Raw genomic sequence first — 18736 nt, forward strand, 5'->3', positions numbered from 1 at the left:
CATGATGAAGTTTCTGTCGGGCCCCGGCCTATTTTTCCTGATGTGTTTGCTGTCCGCCTGCCAGACGTTCAAAGGCGGCGACCAGGTGCTCTATGATCAGAGCAACAAGTTGCTCAGTGAAAGCATCCAGCAAGCGCAAACGCGCGTAGTGCCTCCTCCTTCGGTCCAGGCGGCGTTGCTGCCTCCCTATACCACCCAAGGCCCGTCCGCGAATGAAGCTCGTTTCGACGTGTCGGCTAAAGACATGCCTGCTCGCGATTTCTTCCTGAGCTTGATGCAAGGGGCCGGACAAAACATCGTGGTGAACCCGGATGTCACCGGCGATATCACCTTCAGTCTGCGTCGCGTGACGCTTGAAGAAGTGCTCGGTGCGGTACGAGACACCTACGGCTACGATTATCGTCGCACCAGCTACGGCTATCAGATTCTGCCCAACAGCGTGATTACACGCAGCTATGACCTCAACTACCTGAACCTGCAACGGGTCGGCAAAACTGACACCCGAGTCAGTGCCGGCCAAATGGTCAGCAACGGTAACCACGGGAACAACAGCAACGGCAACAACAACAGCAATAACGGTAATGGCGGCGATTACGGCAGCGGTGGCAACGGCAATGGACAAAACAACAGCAACTCGCAGTCCACCCTTAATGCCAGCCAAGTAACCACCACCAGTGATGCCGACTTCTGGAAGGAAGTGGGCAAGGTGGTCGAAATGATCGTGGGTGATGACCCCGGCAACAGCGTGATCGTCAACCCTCAAGCCAGCTTGCTGGTCGTGCGGGCTAAAAGCGCGGATCAAGAAAACGTCGCGCGTTTTCTCGATAAGGCCCAACGCAATCTGCAACGCCAAGTGGTTCTGGAAACCAAGATTCTTGAAGTCCAGCTCAACAAAAACTTCCAGGCGGGCATCAGCTGGACCAAATTGGGCGGCGATTTAGGCACTAGCTTAACGGGCGCGGCACTGACCGGCCCAACGGCGGTCGGCGGCGTGTTTAGCAGCACCATTAACGTGGGTGACTTCTCCGGTTTGATTCAGCTACTTGAAACTCAGGGAGAAGTTCGAGTGCTGTCCAGCCCGCGGATTTCCACACTTAATAACCAAAAGGCAGTGATCAAGGTCGGGTCTGACGAGTTCTTCGTGACCGACGTGTCGTCCACGTCGGGTACCACCACCGTCGCCGGCGTTACTCAGCCAACCCAAAACGTTACGTTGACCCCGTTCTTTTCCGGTATCTCGCTCGACGTGACACCGCAAATCGATCAGAACGACACCGTGACCTTGCATGTGCGCCCAACCGTCAGCCGGGTTACCGACCAAAATAAAACCATTACGCTGGGCGTGAACAACGTTTTGGAGCTGCCGCTGGCGTTGTCTACAACCCGCCAGTCTGACTCCATCGTCCGAGCCCACAGCGGCCAGGTAGTGGTGATCGGTGGCTTGCTGCAAAACTCGAGCGATGACAGCAACACGTCAGTGCCGTGGGCCAGCAAGTTGCCGATCATTGGCAATCTGTTCAAGCAACAACGTAACACGCTGCAAAAAAGCGAACTGGTGATCCTCATGAGGCCCCAAGTTGTTAACGACGATGTATGGCTGGGCGACTTGCGTAAAACCGCCGAAACATTCAAGGATTTGAAATAAACCCATGTACGAAGCTTACTTTGGCCTGCGCGAGAAACCGTTCGCGCTGACCCCAAATACAGAGTTTCTGGTCAAGCTGGCGCCCTATCAGGCATGCCTGAATTTGTTGCACGTCGCACTTGGGCAAGGCGAAGGTTTTATCAAGATTACCGGCGAGGTAGGGACGGGTAAAACCCTGATCTGCCGCACCCTGCTCAAGCAGTTGGACAGCGCGCGCTACCAGCTGGCGTACCTGCCCAACCCAGGGATGAGCCCGAGCGGGTTACGCCAGGCCTTGGCCCGTGAGTTACACATTGAAGACGTCGAAGAGCTTGATACTCAAGGCGTGCTGGATGCGTTGCATCGGCGCCTGATCGACCTGGCAAAAACCGGTAAAAGCACCGTGCTGTTGATCGACGAAGCTCAAGGGTTGCCCTACGTGACCTTGGAGGCTTTGCGGCTGCTGACCAACCTGGAAACCGAACAATCAAAATTGCTTCAGGTGGTGCTGTTCGGCCAACCCGAACTGGACACCACCTTGGCACGCAACGACCTGCGTCAGTTGCGCCAGCGCATTACGTTCTCCTATCGCCTGCGCACGTTGGACAGGGACGATACCACCCGATATCTAAACGAGCGCATGGCCGTTGCGGGCTACCGGGGCGAGCCCTTATTTGATCAGGGCGCTATACACCGACTGGTACACGACAGCGGCGGCATACCTCGGTTGATCAATATCCTTGCGCACAAAGCGTTGATGGTAGCTTACGGAGAGGGCCGCCAACACGTTACCGCCAAGCACGTAAAACGGGCCTGGCATGACACTGAAGGTGCGCAACCTCTTGGGCAGCGAGACACCTTTTGGTCTCGGTGGCATGTGCTCATACTCGCATTGCTGCTGTTGATCACCGCCAGTTTTTGCCTCATGTACTACAGCGAGGTGCTGATATGAGCTTGGTCAATGACATGCTCCGCGACCTCGAAAAACGCCGTGCCGGAACTTCCGAACAGTTGCAGCAAGAAGGCCTGTCGGCCGTTGACGAAGCCGGGGCTGAGCGCCGCAAGCGCACTCGACGTCTTCAGAGAAACCTTATCGGCCTGGGGCTGGTCGTTATTGTCGGGCTGCCACTGGGCCTGCTCGTTGACCGGTGGGTCAAATCCCACGCCCCAGCTCAGAACTCGCTGGTTATTCCTTTGGTGCCTGTGGCGCCGGTACCGCTGGCCATCGTGCAAGCGCCCACATCCGTGCACATTATGGAAGTACTGCCGCAAAACGACGGCAACGGACTCATCCTTCAATTATTGATGGACCGCTCAGCGGCCTACCAGCGCCGTGATGAAAACGGCTCAGTCACCCTCGACCTTCTAGGCGCCACACTGAACACCCCGCTTGGCGTCGCGATACGCGAAGGTCGATTGCAACGCGACGGCCGCAGCCTGTCTTGGAGAGTTCAAACTCAAGGGCAGAACGTGCAAGTGCTGTTGACCGGCCTGGGTGACAACCTGCAAGTGCGCGATCAGTTGGAGCCCGCCGGCAAGGATTGGCTGTTGAGGATTGAAGTGCCCATGCCGGTAAGGGCAACCATTGCCGATGCGGCGAATACACCCATGGGCATCGACAATTCGGCCGCAAACGAACCGGCCACGGTTGATAGCGCGACGGCCGAGGCGCCTTTGCCCGCTTGGGCTAACGCCCCTGTTCCGCCAGCCGACAAGCAGCCTCGTAACGCTGCCGTGGTTGCGGTGGTAAAACCGCTTCCGGTCAGTGGCCCGCCGCAAATGAAAATCACGCCGTACCAGCCAGATGCGCTGAGCTTAGCCCAGCAAGCCATCCAAAGCGGCGACTACCCGCGCGCCATCAGCGACCTGAAAAAACTGCAACTGTCTCGACCGAACGACGTGGATGTTATCCGTACCCTGGCCCGTGCCTACTTGGCCAACGGCCAACAAGCGCTGCTGCTGACATGGCTGCCGTCTCAACTCAAGCAATGGCCAAACGACAGCGAATTACGTCTGTTGTTTGCCCGCTCGCAACTGCAATCCGGTGACGCCCGGGGTGCAGTGGCAACGCTGGAGCAGAACCCTCCGGCGCTGGCCCAGGAACCTACGTATTACGCCCTGCTCGCGGCCAGCTATCAGCAAACCGCACAGTGGCAAAAAAGTGCTGGCCTGTATGAGCAGTTGACCCAATTGCGACCCGCTCAAGCCGCCTGGCAGCTGGGGCTGGGAATCGCCTTGGAACGACTGGCGCAACCCGTCGAAGCGGCGCGCCATTACCGCTTTGCTGAGCGGGGACAAGGTCTGGATGACGGTGCCCGGCGATTCGCTAGCGAGCGTGCCGTCGCACTGGGAGGTAAGTGACAATGTGGTTAGCTCTGATGTGGGTAAGGCTGTATGGATAAGGAAGAGATACGTCGTGGCAAGGTGCGTCTCGGCGATTTGCTGATCGACGCCGGATTGCTCAACGACCTCCAGTTGCAACGGGCGCTGCAGGAACAAAAGCGCACGGGCTTCAAGCTTGGGCGCACGGTCGTTGACCTGGGCTTCATCGATGAACAGCGCCTGCTGACAGCACTGTCCGAGCAATTAAAGATTTCATTTATCGAACTGAAGAACTTCAAGTTTGATAAAGCGCTGGTCCAGATGTTGCCGGAAACCCTGGCAAGGCGCTTCCGCGTTATTGTTTTATCCCAAGCAGCGGACGGCCTTGTAGTCGGCATGAGCGACCCGCTCGACCTGTTCGCGCTCGATGAGATGGAGCGTGTGTTGCGCACTCCGGTTCGCCCCGCCGTCGTACGCGAAGCCGAAATGCTCAAGGCGCTCGATATGCTGTACCGGCGTACCAGCGAATTGGACACCATTGCTGGCGAGCTGGAAGGGGACCTTAAAGACAGTGACTTCGACCTGTCCGCGCTGGGCGCCACCAATAACAGCGACGCCCCCGTGGTGCGCCTGCTGCGGACCCTGTTTGAAGACGCCGTGCAGATGAACGCGTCAGACATTCACATCGAGCCAGGCGACGGCATTTTGCGCATTCGCCAGCGCATCGACGGTGTGCTCAACGAACATATTTTGAAGGAACCGCGGGTGGCCTCCGCGTTGGTAATGCGCCTGAAAATCATGTCAGGCCTGGACATCTCCGAAAAACGTTTACCGCAGGATGGCCGCTTCAATATCCGGGTCAAAGACCACACCATCGACGTCCGTATGTCGACGATGCCGGTGCAGCATGGCGAATCAGTGGTCATGCGTTTGCTGGATCAAACCAATGGCATCACCGATTTGGACAAAGGCGGCATGCCCACGCAGATGCTTGCGCGTTTTCGCCAATTGCTGCAACGCCCTTTCGGTCTGGTGCTGGTCACTGGCCCCACTGGTTCGGGCAAGACCACTACGCTGTATGCCGGGCTCAGCGAGCTAAACAGCCCGCAGAAGAAAATCATCACCGTCGAAGACCCGGTTGAATACCGACTGGCACGGGTGAACCAGGTACAGGTCAACGCCAAGATCGACCTGACCTTTTCCCGTGTTTTGCGCGCCGCCCTTCGACAGGACCCGGACATTCTGCTGATCGGGGAAATACGTGACCACGAAACGGCTGAAATCGGCCTGCGTGCAGCCATGACCGGTCACTTGGTGTTGTCCACCCTGCACACCAACGATGCCCCGACCACCGCCATGCGCCTGATCGATATGGGTGTCGAACCGTTTTTGGTGGCCACCGCCTTGAGCGCCGTTTTGGCCCAGCGACTGATTCGTCGAGTCTGCGAAAGTTGCCGCGCGGTCCACGTCCCCGAACCGCATCAGCTCACCTGGATGCAAAACCTTTACGGTGGGTCATTGCGCGGTCAGCTTTTCTACCAAGGCGTCGGTTGCCATAACTGCCATAACACCGGCTACCTCGGGCGGTTAGGCGTGTACGAATTGCTGGAAATGAACGACGAAATGATTGCCGCGCTGCGCAGTAATGACCCACAAGGGTTTGCTGACGCAGCCCTCGCCAGTCCCCTCTATCGACCTCTGGCGACCTGCGCGCTGGACTTTGCGATGAAGGGGCTAACCAGCGTCGAGGAAGTGCTGAAGGTCAGTATTTCCAGGACTGACGAGGTGCTGAGCTAATGCGCGTTTTTTTGCATGCCGTTAAAGGTGACGCTCAAGCGCAGAGCTTTCGAACTGAGGGCGTGGGCCAATGACTATATTCCGATTTACTGGCCGGGACGCCCGTGGCGTTCAGGTGAGCGGCAATCGCGACAGCAACTCGGCAGAAGCGCTTGCCAGCGAATTGCTATCACAGAGCATTGTTCCGCTGACCATTGTTGAGCATGTCGAACCGGTCGGTGACGTGGTGGAACAGCTGACCGAGCGTTTGCGCAGTAAGAAAGTTGAGCTGTTGGAACTGATCATCTTCTGTCGGCAAATGCACAGCTTGAGCAAAGCCGGTGTGCCGATCATTCGCGCTATCGGCGGTTTGGCCGAATCAAACTACAACAAGCACTTTTGCCACGTATTGACAGAAGTACGCAGCGACCTTGATGCCGGCATGAGCCTGGCCGTGGCCTTCAACTCGCACCCGAAGGTGTTCAATACGCTGATGGTAAGCATGATCAGCGTGGGCGAAAACACCGGCCAACTGGATCAAGCCTTTCGCCAGTTGGCGATTTATTTGGAGCTGGAGCGCGAAACGCTTAAGCGCATCAAGCAAGCCACGCGCTACCCCATGTTCGTGTTGATCGCCATGGGCATCGGGTTGACCGTGATCAACATGGTGGTGATCCCGGCGTTCTCCCGAATATTCGCGCAATTTCACGCGCAACTGCCTTTGCCAACCCGGTTCTTGATCGGCATGTCCCAGTTCTTTCAGGATTACTGGTGGGCTATGGGTTTGATGGTGGTTGGCGGCGTTTATAGCTTTTCCAAATGGACTCAAACCGATGCCGGCGCACTGCGTTGGGATCAGATCAAGCTGCGCCTGCCGATTGTTGGCGGGCTCTTTGAGCGTATCGCCCTGGGCCGCTTTACCCGGACCTTCGCGATGATGTATCGCGCAGGTGTGCCACTGCTGCAAACCTTGTCGATCAACAGCGTGACCGTCAGTAACCGCTACATCGGTCGGGCCATTCTTGATATGCGCGAAGGCGTGGAGCGCGGCGAATCGTTAACCACGACCGCCACCGCCAGCGGACTGTTTACCCCGTTAGTGCTGCAAATGATGGGCGTAGGCGAAGAAGCCGGCGCACTGGACGACCTGTTTGTCGAGGTCGCAGATTTTTACGAACAAGAGGTGGATTACGACCTCAAGCAACTCGCCGATGCCATCGAACCGATTCTGATAGTGGCCATGGGCTTAATGGTGCTGATTCTCGCATTGGGGGTTTTTCTTCCCATGTGGGATTTGTCAGCGGCCGCAAAGGGACATGGATGAGCACGGGCTACCACTGCCGTTTCACATCGATCAAACAACAAGACGCCAATACCGGCGACGTTTCAAACAGCAACATCTGAACCTCATTTTGCATAAGGTAGTAAAAACATGAAAAGACAACAAAGTGGTTTCACCCTGATCGAACTCGTCATGGTGATCGTGATCATCGGCGTTCTGGCCGCATTCGCACTTCCGCGTTTCGCTAACCTGACTGGCGATGCAAAAGCGGCGACCCTCAATGGCGCAGCAGGTTCTATCCGCTCTGCGGCAGCCATAGCGCATTCGGCATTTCTTGCCGAAGGCTTAACGAACGGTGCGGTTGTTCTAGAAGGCCAAAACGTTGCAATGGCCAATGGCTACCCTGACTCAGTGGGCATTCTAGTTGCAGCCAATATCTCTCAGACTGATTACGACGCCCCTTCGGTAGCCGCAACTGCCGTGCTGACAGTCGGCGCTAAAAATGCCACAACCCCGGGTAACACCTGTAATTTCACCTACACACCCGCAGCGTCTGCATCAAGCGCCCCGGTAGTCTCTACACCTGTAACTAGCGGCTGCTAATGCCTGACATGCGCGGTTTCACGCTGGTCGAACTGGTTTTGGTGATTGTTATCATCGGGATCATTTCGGCTGTTGTAGGACCACGCTTCTTCGATCGACAGGTGTTCAACGAGCGCCTGTTTTTCGAAGAGAGCCTGGCCGCCGTGCGCTATGGGCAGAAGATTGCCCTGGCCAGCGGCTGCCTGACTCAAGTCAGCCTCGATACCAACGGATACCACCTGCGCCAAGCCATGAACTGTACGAGCGGCGCTTATAGCCTCGAAGTCCAGAGCCCGGATGGCGATGCAACCTTTGCCGCTGCAGCGCCCACTGATGTGACGCTGGTAGCGGCCAATTTTCCCGTTGTATTCGATTCCCTGGGCCGTCCGTCCAGCGCAGCGAGTGCAACTATCGGCACCTTGAATGGCGGCCACTCGTTCAGCGTGACCGCTGACACAGGTCTGGTGCAATGAAGCGCGAACGGGGGGTGACCCTGGTTGAGCTCGTGCTCACCATTGCGATCATCGGTATCGCCGCCGCCGCACTGTTCACCGCCATGGCGGCCATCACCAGTCAATCGGCTGACCCGCTACTGCGACAGCAAAGCCTGGACATCGCCAGTGCCTACCTTGAAGAAATCCTGTTGAAGGATTACGTCGATGCCAGCGGTAACGTTTGCACCACGCCACCCAGTAGCCGTAGCCAGTACCAACGGGTCTGCGACTACGCCGGGCTAAACGACAACGGTGCCCACGACGCCGACGGCAACGCTATCTCAACCCTGGCGAGCTATCAGATCAGCGTCACCGTTAACCCTCAAGCATGGGCGGGGCTGAACTCAGCCAACGCGCTGTACATCGAAGTCACCGTCACCGATCCCGCTAACCAAAAGTTAGTGCTGGGCAGCTATCGGACGCGCTATTGATGAACAGACCAGCACTGACACGCGGCTTCACCCTGGTCGAGCTGGTGCTCGTCATTGCCTTGTCCGGCGTCATCGTGGTGGTGATCAGCACGGTGTTTGCGCACCCGCTGCAGGGCTTGATGGACCAGAGCCGTCGCGGCGTTCTGGTGGAACAAGCAGCGGGCGCCATGAACCGATTGACCCGCGACGTACGCCTCGCGATCCCCAACTCCCTGCGGGCTTCGGCAGACGGCCAAGCCGTGGAACTCATGCTGATTCAAAGTGCGGCGCGTTATCGCCCGAACCGTACGGACACCGACGGTCTGCGATTCTCCACCGACCTTAAGGGCACGTGCGGCAGTTCCACCCTCGATACTCGCTGTGACGAAGTGCAGCTATTGGACGGGTCAGTCGACACCGCCGGCGCACTCTGGATGGTGATGTACAACATTGGCGCCGAGTCGGGCGGTGTACCCGTGCCCGGCAGTAATGTTTGGGCACCCGCAAACCCTGGGGTTATCACCCCGACCGGCACCACGTTCACCCAACTGTCGGGACCACCCCCCGGTGAAAGCCTGATCACCCTGGGCAATTTGCCCGTGGGCGGATTTCGCTTCGCCTATGCGTCACCGCAATACCGCATGTACATGGCGCAGTCAGTGGTGGGTTACCGCTGTGAAAACAACCAACTGATTCGCTACAGCTACAACACCCTATATTCCGCGATACCGTCCGTGCCACCGGCGGGCTCCAATCCTGAGCCACTGGCATCAAACGTCGACTGCTCGAAGACGAATTTCACCTATCAAGTGGGCAGCACCCAGCGCGGCGGCTTGTTATCTCTGACGTTGCAGATCTCCATCGGCAACGAAAGCTTCAACCTCTTGCAACAGGTCCACGTCGACAATGCGCCCTGACCGCCGCTGGCCCCAACGCGCCCAGGGATTTGGCCTGGTAGCTGCGATGTTTTTGCTGATAGTGGTCACCCTGGTGGTGATGGCCATGGCGCACCTGTCTGCCGCACAACACGGTTCCAACAGCCTTGCGATCCAGCAGGCCCGAGCCTACCAATCGGCCAACTCCGGGTTGGAATGGGCCATCACCCAATCGATCAGTTCAGGCCTGTGCACCCAAGGGAGCCCGAGTCTTTCCGCAAGCAACCTGGCCCAATTCAGCGTCAATGTCGCGTGTACCAGCAACAACTATTTGGACAACAACGGTTCGCCACTGCAGATCTTTCACTTCACCTCGACCGCACAGAACGGCAGCACCGGTAGCCGTCCCGATTACGCCTACCGCCAACTCACAGCAACTATAGAAAAAGGCACTCCATGAGCAAGCACGTAGTGAAGCAAAGCTGCCTTTGGGTGGCGCTTTTGGGTGGCCTGTTGCTGTCGGATACGGCCAGTGCCGCCACGGCTTATTCCTTCAGCCTGCTTGGGACAAACGCACCCTGCACGGGTCTTTGGAGCAGCACCGGTAATACGTTCACCTGTACCGGCGAAGTGATCCTCGGTGCTGGCGACTCATTGGTCGTGGGTACGTTGATCGTCGGCAATATCACGGTCGTGGCGGTCCAAGGCTATTCTCTGGACACCAACACGATTGGTACCAGCGGCAACACCGTGACCTTGGTTTCGACGGCTGGCGCAATCACCGTTGCAGGAACAAGCAATACCTTCAGCGCATCGATCAACTCCACCGCCGGGGTGATTAATCTGTCCAACGCGACGGTGGCCGGCTCAGTCCAGACCACCAACGGCACTATGACCCTTGCTGGCAGCACCATCGCCGGTAATGCTCAGGCGGGTGGTGCGATCACCGCCGCCAACACCAAGGTCAGCGGCAATCTGATCAGCACGACAGGCGCCATTACGGCGGCTACTGTCACCGTTGGCGGCTATGTCCAGGCATCAGGGGCGATCACCCTCAAAACGGGCTCCGCGATTACCGGATCGGTGACCAGCAGCGCCGGGGCACTGACCTTTACTGACTCCAGCGTCGGTGCCGACGTTCTGGGTTATGGCGCAGCCACCTCCTCCGATACCGCGATCAAAGGCAATCTAACCAGCAGCACCGGCGCAATCACCATTGTCCGGGGCAGCATCGCTGGGGCCGTTGTTGCTGAGGGTGCTATCACCTCGACCGGCGCACCGATAACCGGCAATGTAACCAGCAAAGCCGGGGCGATCACCCTGACAGGCGGCTCCGTGGGCGGTGACATTACGGCATTCGGCGTGGTGACCATGACCGACACCCCCATCACCGGCAACATCAACACAAAAGCAGCGGCGACCTTGGTCCGCGGAAGCGTCTCGGGGAACGTCATCGCCGACGCAGTGATTACCACCACTGACACCTGTATCGGTGGCGACGTAAACGGGGGCGCTGCGATGACGCTCACCCGCACCAGCGTAGGCGCGGGCGTCAAGTCAGCAGCGGCGATGACCCTGACCGGTGCGACTATTATTAAAGACGCCATCTCGGGCGCCGCTCTGACCGCCACTGACACCTGCGTCGGCGGCACCACTCAAGCAGTGGGCGCACTGTCCATCACTGGCGGATGCAGCACCAGCCCGGCCCATGCCTCCTGCGCGGCCCCAGCCCCTCTTCCGCCGGTGGCCGTTATCGACCATTTCGCCTTCAGCTACGCGAGCGCGGCACTGACCTGTAATCCACAACCGGTGACCATCACCGCGTGCGCCACTGCCAGTTGCAGCCCGTTTGCCAATCCTGTCAGTGTCACGCTGAGTCCGTCCAGTGGCTGGACAGCCGCCTCACCCGCCATCATGAACGGCAACACGATTACCTTCAGCGGTGGCAGCGCACAAGCGTATTTGAGCAGCGGCAGCCCGGGCAACGTAAGCGTGGGAGTGAGTTCGTCCATTCCGGGGAGCAATGGCCAGACCGTGTGTTCGACCGCCGGCTGCACCATCGCCTATGCCGACAGCGGCTTTGTTTTTGATGTACCGACCCTGATCGCGGCTCGACCACAAAGCGGCATTTCTCTGCGTGCGGTGAAGAAAAGCGACACCTCACAAGCGTGTGTGCCAAGTTTCTCCAACGTCACTCGTACTTTGAACTTCAGCTCGGCCTACGTCAGCCCCATTTCTGGCAGCAAGCCGGTGATCGTCAATAACACGTCGGTAACCAGCACACCCACCAGCCTTAGCTTGGCGTTTGACAGCACCGGCAGTGCGTCCTTGACCGTTCAATATGACGACGCCGGACAGATGATGCTTACGGCCACGTATCTGGGCAGCACCGCCAACAATGACGCCGGATTAAGCATGAGCGGCAGCGACCAGTTCGTCTCCAAACCCTACGGCCTGTGCATTCAAACCGACTCGGTGTGTACCGTCGCTGGCGTCAGCTCCGACTGCAAAGCGTTACCCGGTGTGCGAGCGGGGGATAACTTTCCAATTCGCGTTCAGGCAGTCGGCTGGCTGGCCGATGGTGATCCGCTGACTGCTGCATCGCTGTGCAGCGGCCGGGTCATTGCCTCCAACTTCCAAATGCCCAACATTCCACTCGCCAGCGTATTGGTTGCGCCTGCTGCGGGCGACGCCGGCACACTGTCCCCGGCTCAGTACAGCCAAGTGCTGGGTAACCAGACCACGGCAACGACGTCTATTTCCGAAGTCGGCGTGTTCCAGCTGACAGCGACCCCGGCGGCTAACGCTTACTTTGGCGAAACCGTCAGCGGCGGCCAAAGTGGCTTGGTCGGACGCTTCATTCCGGCTTACTTGGGCGTGCAGGCCAGCGCGAGCCTGACCCCGAGCTGCGGGACTTCCTTCAGTTATCAGGGTCAACCGATGGCGTTTGCTGTTGGGCACGAACCTGACCTCATCGTCACCGCGTTTAACCGCAACAAAGGCATCACCTACAATTACGACCGCGATGCGTTTTGGAGACTGGCAACACCGGTCCGGGATGCGTACACCTCAATCACCGGCAAAGTCAGCCTGGACGTCGCCGGTCGCCTGACCAACAGCGCCACCGCTACCGTGGCGCAAACCGGTGCCAACGATGGTGACGGTGCCGAAAGTTTCCGCTGGAGCGGTGACACCCTGCGATACACCCCGGCAGCCCTGCCGTTGGCCGATGATTATCCGTTTGCCGCAGCGATTCGTCAGAACTTCAGCGCCACCACCTTGACCGACGCCGATGGCGCTTGTTACGGCGACGGCACCGCGTGTACTGCCTACAGCTATGACTTCAGCAGCACCCCCGGCAGCGAAGTACGATTGGGGCGGTTGCACCTGGAAAATGCCCACGGCTCTGAATTGGAAGAGCTCGACCTGGCGCTGAGCATTGAGACGTGGCAAAACATCGCGGGGGGCAGCTTCCACGCCGAAGGTCTAGATACCTGCACCACCGCCGCCGTTCTACAGGCGCCAACGGTGAGCAGTTATACCGGGCAACTTACCGCGGCAAACTACCCCAATAGCAACATCTCGATGATTGCACCCGTCGCCGGTGTAGGCCTGTTGAAGCTGCAGCCTCCCGGCATCAGCGGTTCAGTACTCGGCAGCCTGCCCGCCACCCCGTCATGGCTTTTCTATGACTGGAACGGCACCGGTCGCCAGGCGGCGGCTGGGGTTGCTCGATTTGGCATCTACCAAGGCCCGTCACCGATGATCTTCCGTAGAGAGATCTATCGCTAAAAGCGGGATCCTGCATACCGTTCAGATAGGCTTATGGCCTATCTGAGCGCAGCCCCTACGATTTCGAATCTACCCAAGTCTCTGTGGGCGTTGGCTTGCCAACGAAGCGTCAACGCAGGCGACCCAGGTTTCAAGTCAACATTAGCGGTGCAATTACAGGCCTCTTCGCAGGCAAGCCTGCTCCCACACATTCGGTTCTGCTATGCCATCGCTGAGCTCGTGCGGACCCAAATCACCCCGTGGGAGTTGGCTTGCCAACGAAGCGTCAACGCAAGCGCCCCAGGTTTCAAGTCAACATTAGCGGCGCGATTGCTGGCCTCTTCGCAGGCAAGCCTGCTCCCACATTTGGTTCTACAATGCCATCGCTGAGCTCATACGGACCCAAATCACCCCGTGGGAGTTGGCTTGCCAACGAAAGCGTCAATGCAGGCGACCCAGGTTTCAGGTCAACATCAGCGGCGCGATTGCTGGCCTCTTCGCAGGCAAGCCTGCTCCCACAGATTCGGTTCTGCGATGCCATCGCTGAGTTCGTGCGGACCCAAATCACCCCGTGGGAGTTGGCTTGTCAACGAAAACGTCAATGCAGGCGACCCAGGTTTCAGGTCAACATCAGCGGCGCGATTGCTGGCCTCTTCGCAGGCAAGCCTGCTCCCACAGATTCGGTTCTGCGATGCCATCGCTGAGTTCGTGCGGACCCAAATCACCCCGTGGGAGTTGGCTTGCCAACGAAAACGTCACTGCAGGCGCCGTAGGTTTCGGGTCAACATCAGCGGCGCGATTGCCAGCCTCTTCGCAGGCAAGCCTGCTCCCACAGATTCGGTTCTGCTATGCCATCGCTGAGTTCGTGCGGACCCAAATCACCCCGTGGGCTTGCCAACGAAAGCGTCACTGCAGGCGACCCAGGTTTCGGGTCGACATCAGCGGCGCGATTGCTGGCCTCTTCGCAGGCAAGCCTGCTCCCACACATTGGGTTCTGCGATGCCATCGCTGAGTTCGTGCGGACCCAAAATCACCCCGTGGGAGTTGGCTTGCCAACGAAAGCGTCAGTGCAGGCGCCCCAGGTTTCGGGTCAACATCAGCGGCGCGATTACCGGCCTCTTCGCAGGCAAGCCTGCTCCCACAGATTCGGTTCTGCGATGCCATCGCTGAGTTCGTGCGGACCCAAATCACCCCGTGGGAGTTGGCTTGCCAACGAAAACGTCAATGCAGGCGACCCAGGTTTCAGGTCAACATCAGCGGCGCAATTGCTGGCCTCTTCACAGGCAAGCCTGCTCCCACAGATTCGGTTCTGCTATGCCATCGCTGAGTTCGTGCGGACCCAAATCACCCTGTGGGGCTTGCCAACGAAAGCGTCAATGCAAGCGACCCAGGTTTCAGGTCCACATCAGCGGCGCGATTACCGGCCTCTTCGCAGGCAAGCCTGCTCCCACACATTCGGTTCTGCAATGCCATCGCTGAGCTCGTGCGGACCCAAATAACCCTGTGGGAGTTGGCTTGCCAACGAAGCGTCAACGCAAGCGCCCCAGGTTTCAAGTCAACATTAGCGGTGCAGTTACAGGCCTCTTCGCAGGCAAGCCTGCTCCCACACATTCGGTTCTGCAATGCCATCGCTGAGCTCGTGCGGACCCAAATAACCCTGTGGGAGTTGGCTTGCCAACGAAGCGTCAACGCAAGCGCCCCAGGTTTCAAGTCAACATTAGCGGTGCAGTTACAGGCCTCTTCGCAGGCAAGCCTGCTCCCACAGCGCCCCTTTCCGCAATTTAGGGATGCTTCCTACGCACTCGTCGCTTTAGAATGGCGACCAATTTCAACACCCGCTCCACTTCCGCCCTATTCCAAATACAGAAAGGTAAAGCAATGACAGGTGAAGACCTGACGCCAGGCTTGCTCAAGCGTGGCTTGAAAAACCGCCATATTCAGCTGATTTCGCTCGGTGGCGCGATTGGGACCGGGCTGTTTCTTGGCTCTGCTGGCGTCCTCAAATCCGCCGGGCCGGCGATGATTTTGGGTTATGCCATTTGTGGTTTCATTGCGTTTTTAATCATGCGCCAGCTGGGCGAGATGATTGTCGAGGAGCCAGTGGCCGGCTCTTTCAGTCACTTCGCGCACAAGTATTGGGGCGGCTACGCAGGCTTCTTGTGCGGTTGGAATTACTGGGTACTGTATGTGCTGGTGGGCATGGCCGAGCTAACGGCCGTCGGCAAATACGTCCAGTTCTGGTGGCCGGATGTACCGTCCTGGGTCAGCGCTGCGGTTTTTTTCGTGTTGGTCAATTTGATCAACCTGACCAATGTCAAAGTCTTCGGCGAGACCGAGTTCTGGTTTGCGATCATCAAGGTGGTCGCCATCATCGGCATGATTGTACTCGGCGGTTATCTGCTGATCAGCGGCACCGGTGGACCTCAGGCATCGTTCAGCAACCTCTGGACACACGGCGGTTTCTTCCCGAACGGGATGAGCGGGCTGTTGATGTCACTGTGCTTCATCATGTTTTCGTTCGGCGGGCTGGAGTTGGTCGGGATTACCGCCGCAGAGGCGAGTGAGCCACGCAAAGTCATTCCTAAAGCGATTAATCAGTTGGTGTTCCGCATCCTGATTTTCTACGTCGGCGCGCTGACTGTCCTGCTGGCGTTGTACCCCTGGGATTCGTTGCTGCAGACCCTCGGCGCATCCGGCGATGCCTACAGCGGTAGCCCTTTTGTCCAGATTTTCGCGTTGATCGGTAACGATACAGCGGCGCAAATTCTTAACGTCGTGGTGCTGACGGCGGCGCTGTCGGTCTATAACAGCGGCGTCTACTGCAACAGCCGCATGCTCTTCGGCCTGGCCGAACAAGGCGACGCCCCTAAAGCGCTGATGAAACTGAATAAACAAGGCGTTCCCGTACTGGCCATTGGCGTCTCGGCGCTGGTGACCCTGCTATGTGTCGTGGTCAATTACGTCGCGCCCCACGAAGCGTTGGAATTGCTGATGGCGCTGGTCGTCGCGTCCCTGATCATCAACTGGGTCGTGATCAGCCTGACCCACCTGAAGTTTCGTAAAGCCATGATCGAGCAAGGCGTAGTGCCTGGGTTCAAGGCGTTCTGGACCCCTTTCAGCAACTACCTGTGCCTGGCCTTCGTGGCCTTGATTTTGATTATGATGTTGATGATCCCCGGAATCGCCATTTCGGTGTACATCATGCCGGTATGGATTTTGTTCATCCTGGGTCTGTACCGACTGCGCATGGGGCGGCGGGTAGCGAAGACGGCTTGAGGACCGCGGGCTTGATCAGCTGGGCGGCTTGAGTTGCAGTTGCACTTGAGGTGTTCGCCATTCCGGCTGTTTGAAGGCCCGATCACCGCCAGAAAGGGTCACGGCTATCCGGTTGAGCACGCTCTCGGCGGTGTACTTGGTGGTCGTGGCGTTGAACGCCATGAACGAAATTCCAAGCACTAAGGCGGCCAGGGGGATTTTACGGATTTCGAGACCGTCCACGCTGTACAAGAATGAAATCGCGGCTACGGTCCCGAGAAGAGCCCCCGCAACGGCTTCTTGCAGCGGATGAACGAACGGCGCCACGCAGTAAGTGGCAAACCACCAGCCGAAGATCAGTCCCACCCCAGCCGCCGGCCAACGCAACCGTGGATCAATTTGACGCGCGAGCAAACTCAGGACCACGGGCAACACCAGGCAGGTGTGCATGGCGTGACCGCTGATGACCGAAATATTGAGGCTGTGCAGGCCAATGCCCCAGCCCTTGAACAAAATTTTACTTATCCCAACGATCACGTAGACCGACAGCATTGTCGCCAACCATATCAATGCTGAGCGTTTGGAGCCGGATACGTAAAGCCAGATGCCAACGACAATCGCGGCAGGAAGCATAACTGTGATGCCACCATATTGAGCAAGATGTGCCAGCGTCATTCCAACCCCTGCTCCACGTTGCGCTCATTGATATAGCGGATGAACCCGTCAATATCCGCACTGCACAAGGTTCTCGCCATCGCCTTGACCTCCTCGATCGGCCATTCCCACCATGCCGATTGCAGCAGTGTTGCACGGGTTTCTTCGTCAAAACGCCAGCGAATGAACTTACATGGGTTGCCGCCGACCACTGAGAAGGGTGCGACGTTTCGGTTCACCATAGCGCCAGCGGCAACGATAGCGCCATGACCGACGGTAACGCCGGAAAGAATCATTGCATCGGTGCAAATCCAGCAGTCGCTCCCGATGACCACGTCGCCCTTGGTGGTCGAGAAGTCGAGGATATCGTTGACTTCGCTGATCATCGCCGGGAATGGATAAGTGGTCACCCAGTCGGTGCGATGCTCACCCCCCAGCAAGATTTTGACCCCCGTGGCAATTGACGTATAGGCGCCGACTGTCAGAACGGCGCCCTGACCGAACCGGATAACCTCAGGCATACCGTAGGTGCCGACACCGAACGAGTACTTCGGGTAGCGCAATCTGATTTTCTCGGGTAACCGATGAAGCTTGTCCATGCCGCTGAGCATTTTTCGCGTGCGCCTTTCTTTTAAAAAATCAAGAAACCCCATGGACGTGCCCTTCTCAGATGGCAGTGAGACCGGGAACATTTAGCTAAAGTTCCAAGCAGCGGCGGCGCGCGACTAGCGGTGTAGCAACAACCGTTTCAATCGGCGAAAGGTGGTTTTGTTGAAGCGGCGAAAGGGAATGGCTCGCAATAAACGCCAGGCGTCTTTTTTATCCGTCACGACCGCGTATTTAAGCGCTTTATTGAGGATAACCGTCCTGCCTTTCTCGTACCCAGGGTGCGACTGATAAGGGCTGATTGCTTTCATGTCCGCATCCAGCAGAACTTTGTAGCGACGAGACAGGTTGTTCGGATGACGTCGATACCGAGTGACACTGATGGGCAGTACATGTATCTGATAACCCTGATCGGCTATCTTCAACGTCATCTGAAAGTCTTGCACTTTGATGCTCGGCTCGTAAAACCCAGCCGCCCGGAGTGCGTCCATTCGGTACAACGAGACCGGGGCACCCACCACAATGGCGTTGCTTAAAATCTCGTCAAAACCCAAACGCTGAATTTCCGCCAGCTTCTGCGTTTTGACGTTATTGCCCTCACTGTCCATGTAGACGACCAAAGCGCCAACACAGCCCACTTCAGGATGTTTATCCAGGTAGTCAGCCCTCACCCGCACGGACTCCGGAAGCATGATGTCATCCAGGTCCGGGGTTGACACATACTTACCATTTGCATATTTCAGGCCGTGATTAAGGGCTGCACTTACACCTTGGTTCGTCTGGGTAAAGAGCTGGAAATCGTAAGTATTTTGCAGCGCCACTAACATGGCATAGCTGTTATCGGTCGATCCATCGTCGACGATAATAACTTCTACATTGGTGTAGTCCTGAGAAAAAATACTCTTGAGCGCCTCCTCCAGGTATTTTTCTGCGTTGTAGCAGGGCGCAACAATGGAGACCAGCGGACTGAGATCCGCTGCTTGTTCTTTTCTGGGTGTAAGTTGTTCAGTCATCATTCGATGTTTCTACTGGTGTCCATCGACAGCGACGCCCGAGAAGGCGGCTCTGCAGTCATTTCAGGGTCC

15 protein-coding genes are annotated in these 18736 nt (G+C 57.7%); 12 read left to right on the forward strand and 3 right to left on the reverse strand.

The features are described 5' to 3' along the window. Position 1: 1 nt before the first annotated feature. The 12 genes from RHM59_RS10955 (at position 2) to RHM59_RS11010 (ending at position 16412) form a co-directional block, all read left to right on the forward strand. Entirely contained in the window at positions 2-1645 is a 1644-nt protein-coding gene (locus RHM59_RS10955; RefSeq protein ID WP_322184148.1) for a secretin N-terminal domain-containing protein, read from the forward strand. Between the two features lie 4 nt (positions 1646-1649). After that, on the forward strand, positions 1650-2576 hold the full coding sequence (locus tag RHM59_RS10960; protein WP_322286543.1) for an ExeA family protein: 927 nt from the start codon (positions 1650-1652) through the stop codon (positions 2574-2576). Further along, the gene (locus tag RHM59_RS10965; RefSeq protein WP_322286544.1) at positions 2573-3985 is read left to right on the forward strand and encodes a tetratricopeptide repeat protein; all 1413 of its coding nucleotides are present in this window, start codon (positions 2573-2575) and stop codon (positions 3983-3985) included. Before RHM59_RS10960 ends, RHM59_RS10965 begins: the two co-directional genes overlap by 4 nt. Before the next feature lie 33 nt (positions 3986-4018). Continuing rightward, positions 4019-5743 (forward strand): GspE/PulE family protein, encoded by a 1725-nt coding sequence (locus tag RHM59_RS10970; protein ID WP_322167934.1) that lies wholly within the window; start codon positions 4019-4021, stop codon positions 5741-5743. 70 nt (positions 5744-5813) lie between these two features. After that, positions 5814-7046: a type II secretion system F family protein gene (locus tag RHM59_RS10975; RefSeq protein ID WP_322286545.1), complete on the forward strand. Its 1233-nt coding sequence runs from the start codon at positions 5814-5816 to the stop codon at positions 7044-7046. A gap of 108 nt (positions 7047-7154) precedes the next feature. Continuing rightward, complete coding sequence (locus tag RHM59_RS10980) at positions 7155-7607, forward strand: type II secretion system protein (RefSeq protein WP_322286546.1); 453 nt, start codon at positions 7155-7157, stop codon at positions 7605-7607. Then, positions 7607-8059, forward strand: a complete 453-nt coding sequence (locus RHM59_RS10985; RefSeq protein WP_322286547.1) for a prepilin-type N-terminal cleavage/methylation domain-containing protein — start codon at positions 7607-7609, stop codon at positions 8057-8059. Before RHM59_RS10980 ends, RHM59_RS10985 begins: the two co-directional genes overlap by 1 nt. Next, a complete protein-coding gene (locus tag RHM59_RS10990) occupies positions 8056-8511 on the forward strand; it encodes a prepilin-type N-terminal cleavage/methylation domain-containing protein (protein WP_322167930.1) in 456 nt (151 codons plus the stop codon). Before RHM59_RS10985 ends, RHM59_RS10990 begins: the two co-directional genes overlap by 4 nt. Further along, complete coding sequence (locus RHM59_RS10995; protein WP_322286548.1) at positions 8511-9407, forward strand: prepilin-type N-terminal cleavage/methylation domain-containing protein; 897 nt, start codon at positions 8511-8513, stop codon at positions 9405-9407. The genes RHM59_RS10990 and RHM59_RS10995 overlap by 1 nt, the downstream gene beginning before the upstream one ends. A gap of 46 nt (positions 9408-9453) precedes the next feature. Further along, positions 9454-9825, forward strand: coding sequence for a hypothetical protein (locus RHM59_RS11000; RefSeq protein WP_322286549.1), 372 nt, complete (start codon positions 9454-9456; stop codon positions 9823-9825). Further along, positions 9822-13157: a DUF6701 domain-containing protein gene (locus RHM59_RS11005; RefSeq protein ID WP_322286550.1), complete on the forward strand. Its 3336-nt coding sequence runs from the start codon at positions 9822-9824 to the stop codon at positions 13155-13157. The genes RHM59_RS11000 and RHM59_RS11005 overlap by 4 nt, the downstream gene beginning before the upstream one ends. Positions 13158-15014: 1857 nt before the next feature. Beyond that, the gene (locus RHM59_RS11010; RefSeq protein WP_322167926.1) at positions 15015-16412 is read left to right on the forward strand and encodes an amino acid permease; all 1398 of its coding nucleotides are present in this window, start codon (positions 15015-15017) and stop codon (positions 16410-16412) included. A gap of 15 nt (positions 16413-16427) precedes the next feature. Here RHM59_RS11010 and RHM59_RS11015 read toward each other — a convergent pair whose 3' ends face one another. The 3 genes from RHM59_RS11015 to RHM59_RS11025 form a co-directional block, all read right to left on the reverse strand. Continuing rightward, a complete protein-coding gene (locus tag RHM59_RS11015; RefSeq protein ID WP_322167925.1) occupies positions 16428-17066 on the reverse strand; it encodes a hypothetical protein in 639 nt (212 codons plus the stop codon). Further along, positions 17063-17698: a CatB-related O-acetyltransferase gene (locus tag RHM59_RS11020; protein WP_322286551.1), complete on the reverse strand. Its 636-nt coding sequence runs from the start codon at positions 17696-17698 to the stop codon at positions 17063-17065. Before RHM59_RS11020 ends, RHM59_RS11015 begins: the two co-directional genes overlap by 4 nt. Before the next feature lie 72 nt (positions 17699-17770). After that, entirely contained in the window at positions 17771-18664 is an 894-nt protein-coding gene (locus tag RHM59_RS11025; RefSeq protein WP_322286696.1) for a glycosyltransferase family 2 protein, read from the reverse strand. Between the last annotated feature and the right edge of the window lie 72 nt (positions 18665-18736).

Origin of the sequence: Pseudomonas sp. MH10, assembly GCF_034353045.1 — a bacterium.
Lineage (GTDB): Bacteria > Pseudomonadota > Gammaproteobacteria > Pseudomonadales > Pseudomonadaceae > Aquipseudomonas.

Bases quoted from the DNA above. Each gene is read 5' to 3' on its own strand.
- RHM59_RS10995 (WP_322286548.1), top strand. From the start codon at position 8,511: ATGAACAGACCAGCACTGACACGCGGCTTCACCCTGGTCGAGCTGGTG.
- RHM59_RS10970 (WP_322167934.1), top strand. From the start codon at position 4,019: ATGGATAAGGAAGAGATACGTCGTGGCAAGGTGCGTCTCGGCGATTTG.
- RHM59_RS11020 (WP_322286551.1), bottom strand. From the start codon at position 17,698: ATGGGGTTTCTTGATTTTTTAAAAGAAAGGCGCACGCGAAAAATGCTC.
- RHM59_RS10985 (WP_322286547.1), top strand. From the start codon at position 7,607: ATGCCTGACATGCGCGGTTTCACGCTGGTCGAACTGGTTTTGGTGATT.
- RHM59_RS10955 (WP_322184148.1), top strand. From the start codon at position 2: ATGATGAAGTTTCTGTCGGGCCCCGGCCTATTTTTCCTGATGTGTTTG.
- RHM59_RS10980 (WP_322286546.1), top strand. From the start codon at position 7,155: ATGAAAAGACAACAAAGTGGTTTCACCCTGATCGAACTCGTCATGGTG.
- RHM59_RS11025 (WP_322286696.1), bottom strand. From the start codon at position 18,664: ATGACTGAACAACTTACACCCAGAAAAGAACAAGCAGCGGATCTCAGT.
- RHM59_RS10965 (WP_322286544.1), top strand. From the start codon at position 2,573: ATGAGCTTGGTCAATGACATGCTCCGCGACCTCGAAAAACGCCGTGCC.
- RHM59_RS10975 (WP_322286545.1), top strand. From the start codon at position 5,814: ATGACTATATTCCGATTTACTGGCCGGGACGCCCGTGGCGTTCAGGTG.
- RHM59_RS10960 (WP_322286543.1), top strand. From the start codon at position 1,650: ATGTACGAAGCTTACTTTGGCCTGCGCGAGAAACCGTTCGCGCTGACC.
- RHM59_RS11015 (WP_322167925.1), bottom strand. From the start codon at position 17,066: ATGACGCTGGCACATCTTGCTCAATATGGTGGCATCACAGTTATGCTT.
- RHM59_RS11010 (WP_322167926.1), top strand. From the start codon at position 15,015: ATGACAGGTGAAGACCTGACGCCAGGCTTGCTCAAGCGTGGCTTGAAA.
- RHM59_RS11000 (WP_322286549.1), top strand. From the start codon at position 9,454: ATGTTTTTGCTGATAGTGGTCACCCTGGTGGTGATGGCCATGGCGCAC.
- RHM59_RS11005 (WP_322286550.1), top strand. From the start codon at position 9,822: ATGAGCAAGCACGTAGTGAAGCAAAGCTGCCTTTGGGTGGCGCTTTTG.
- RHM59_RS10990 (WP_322167930.1), top strand. From the start codon at position 8,056: ATGAAGCGCGAACGGGGGGTGACCCTGGTTGAGCTCGTGCTCACCATT.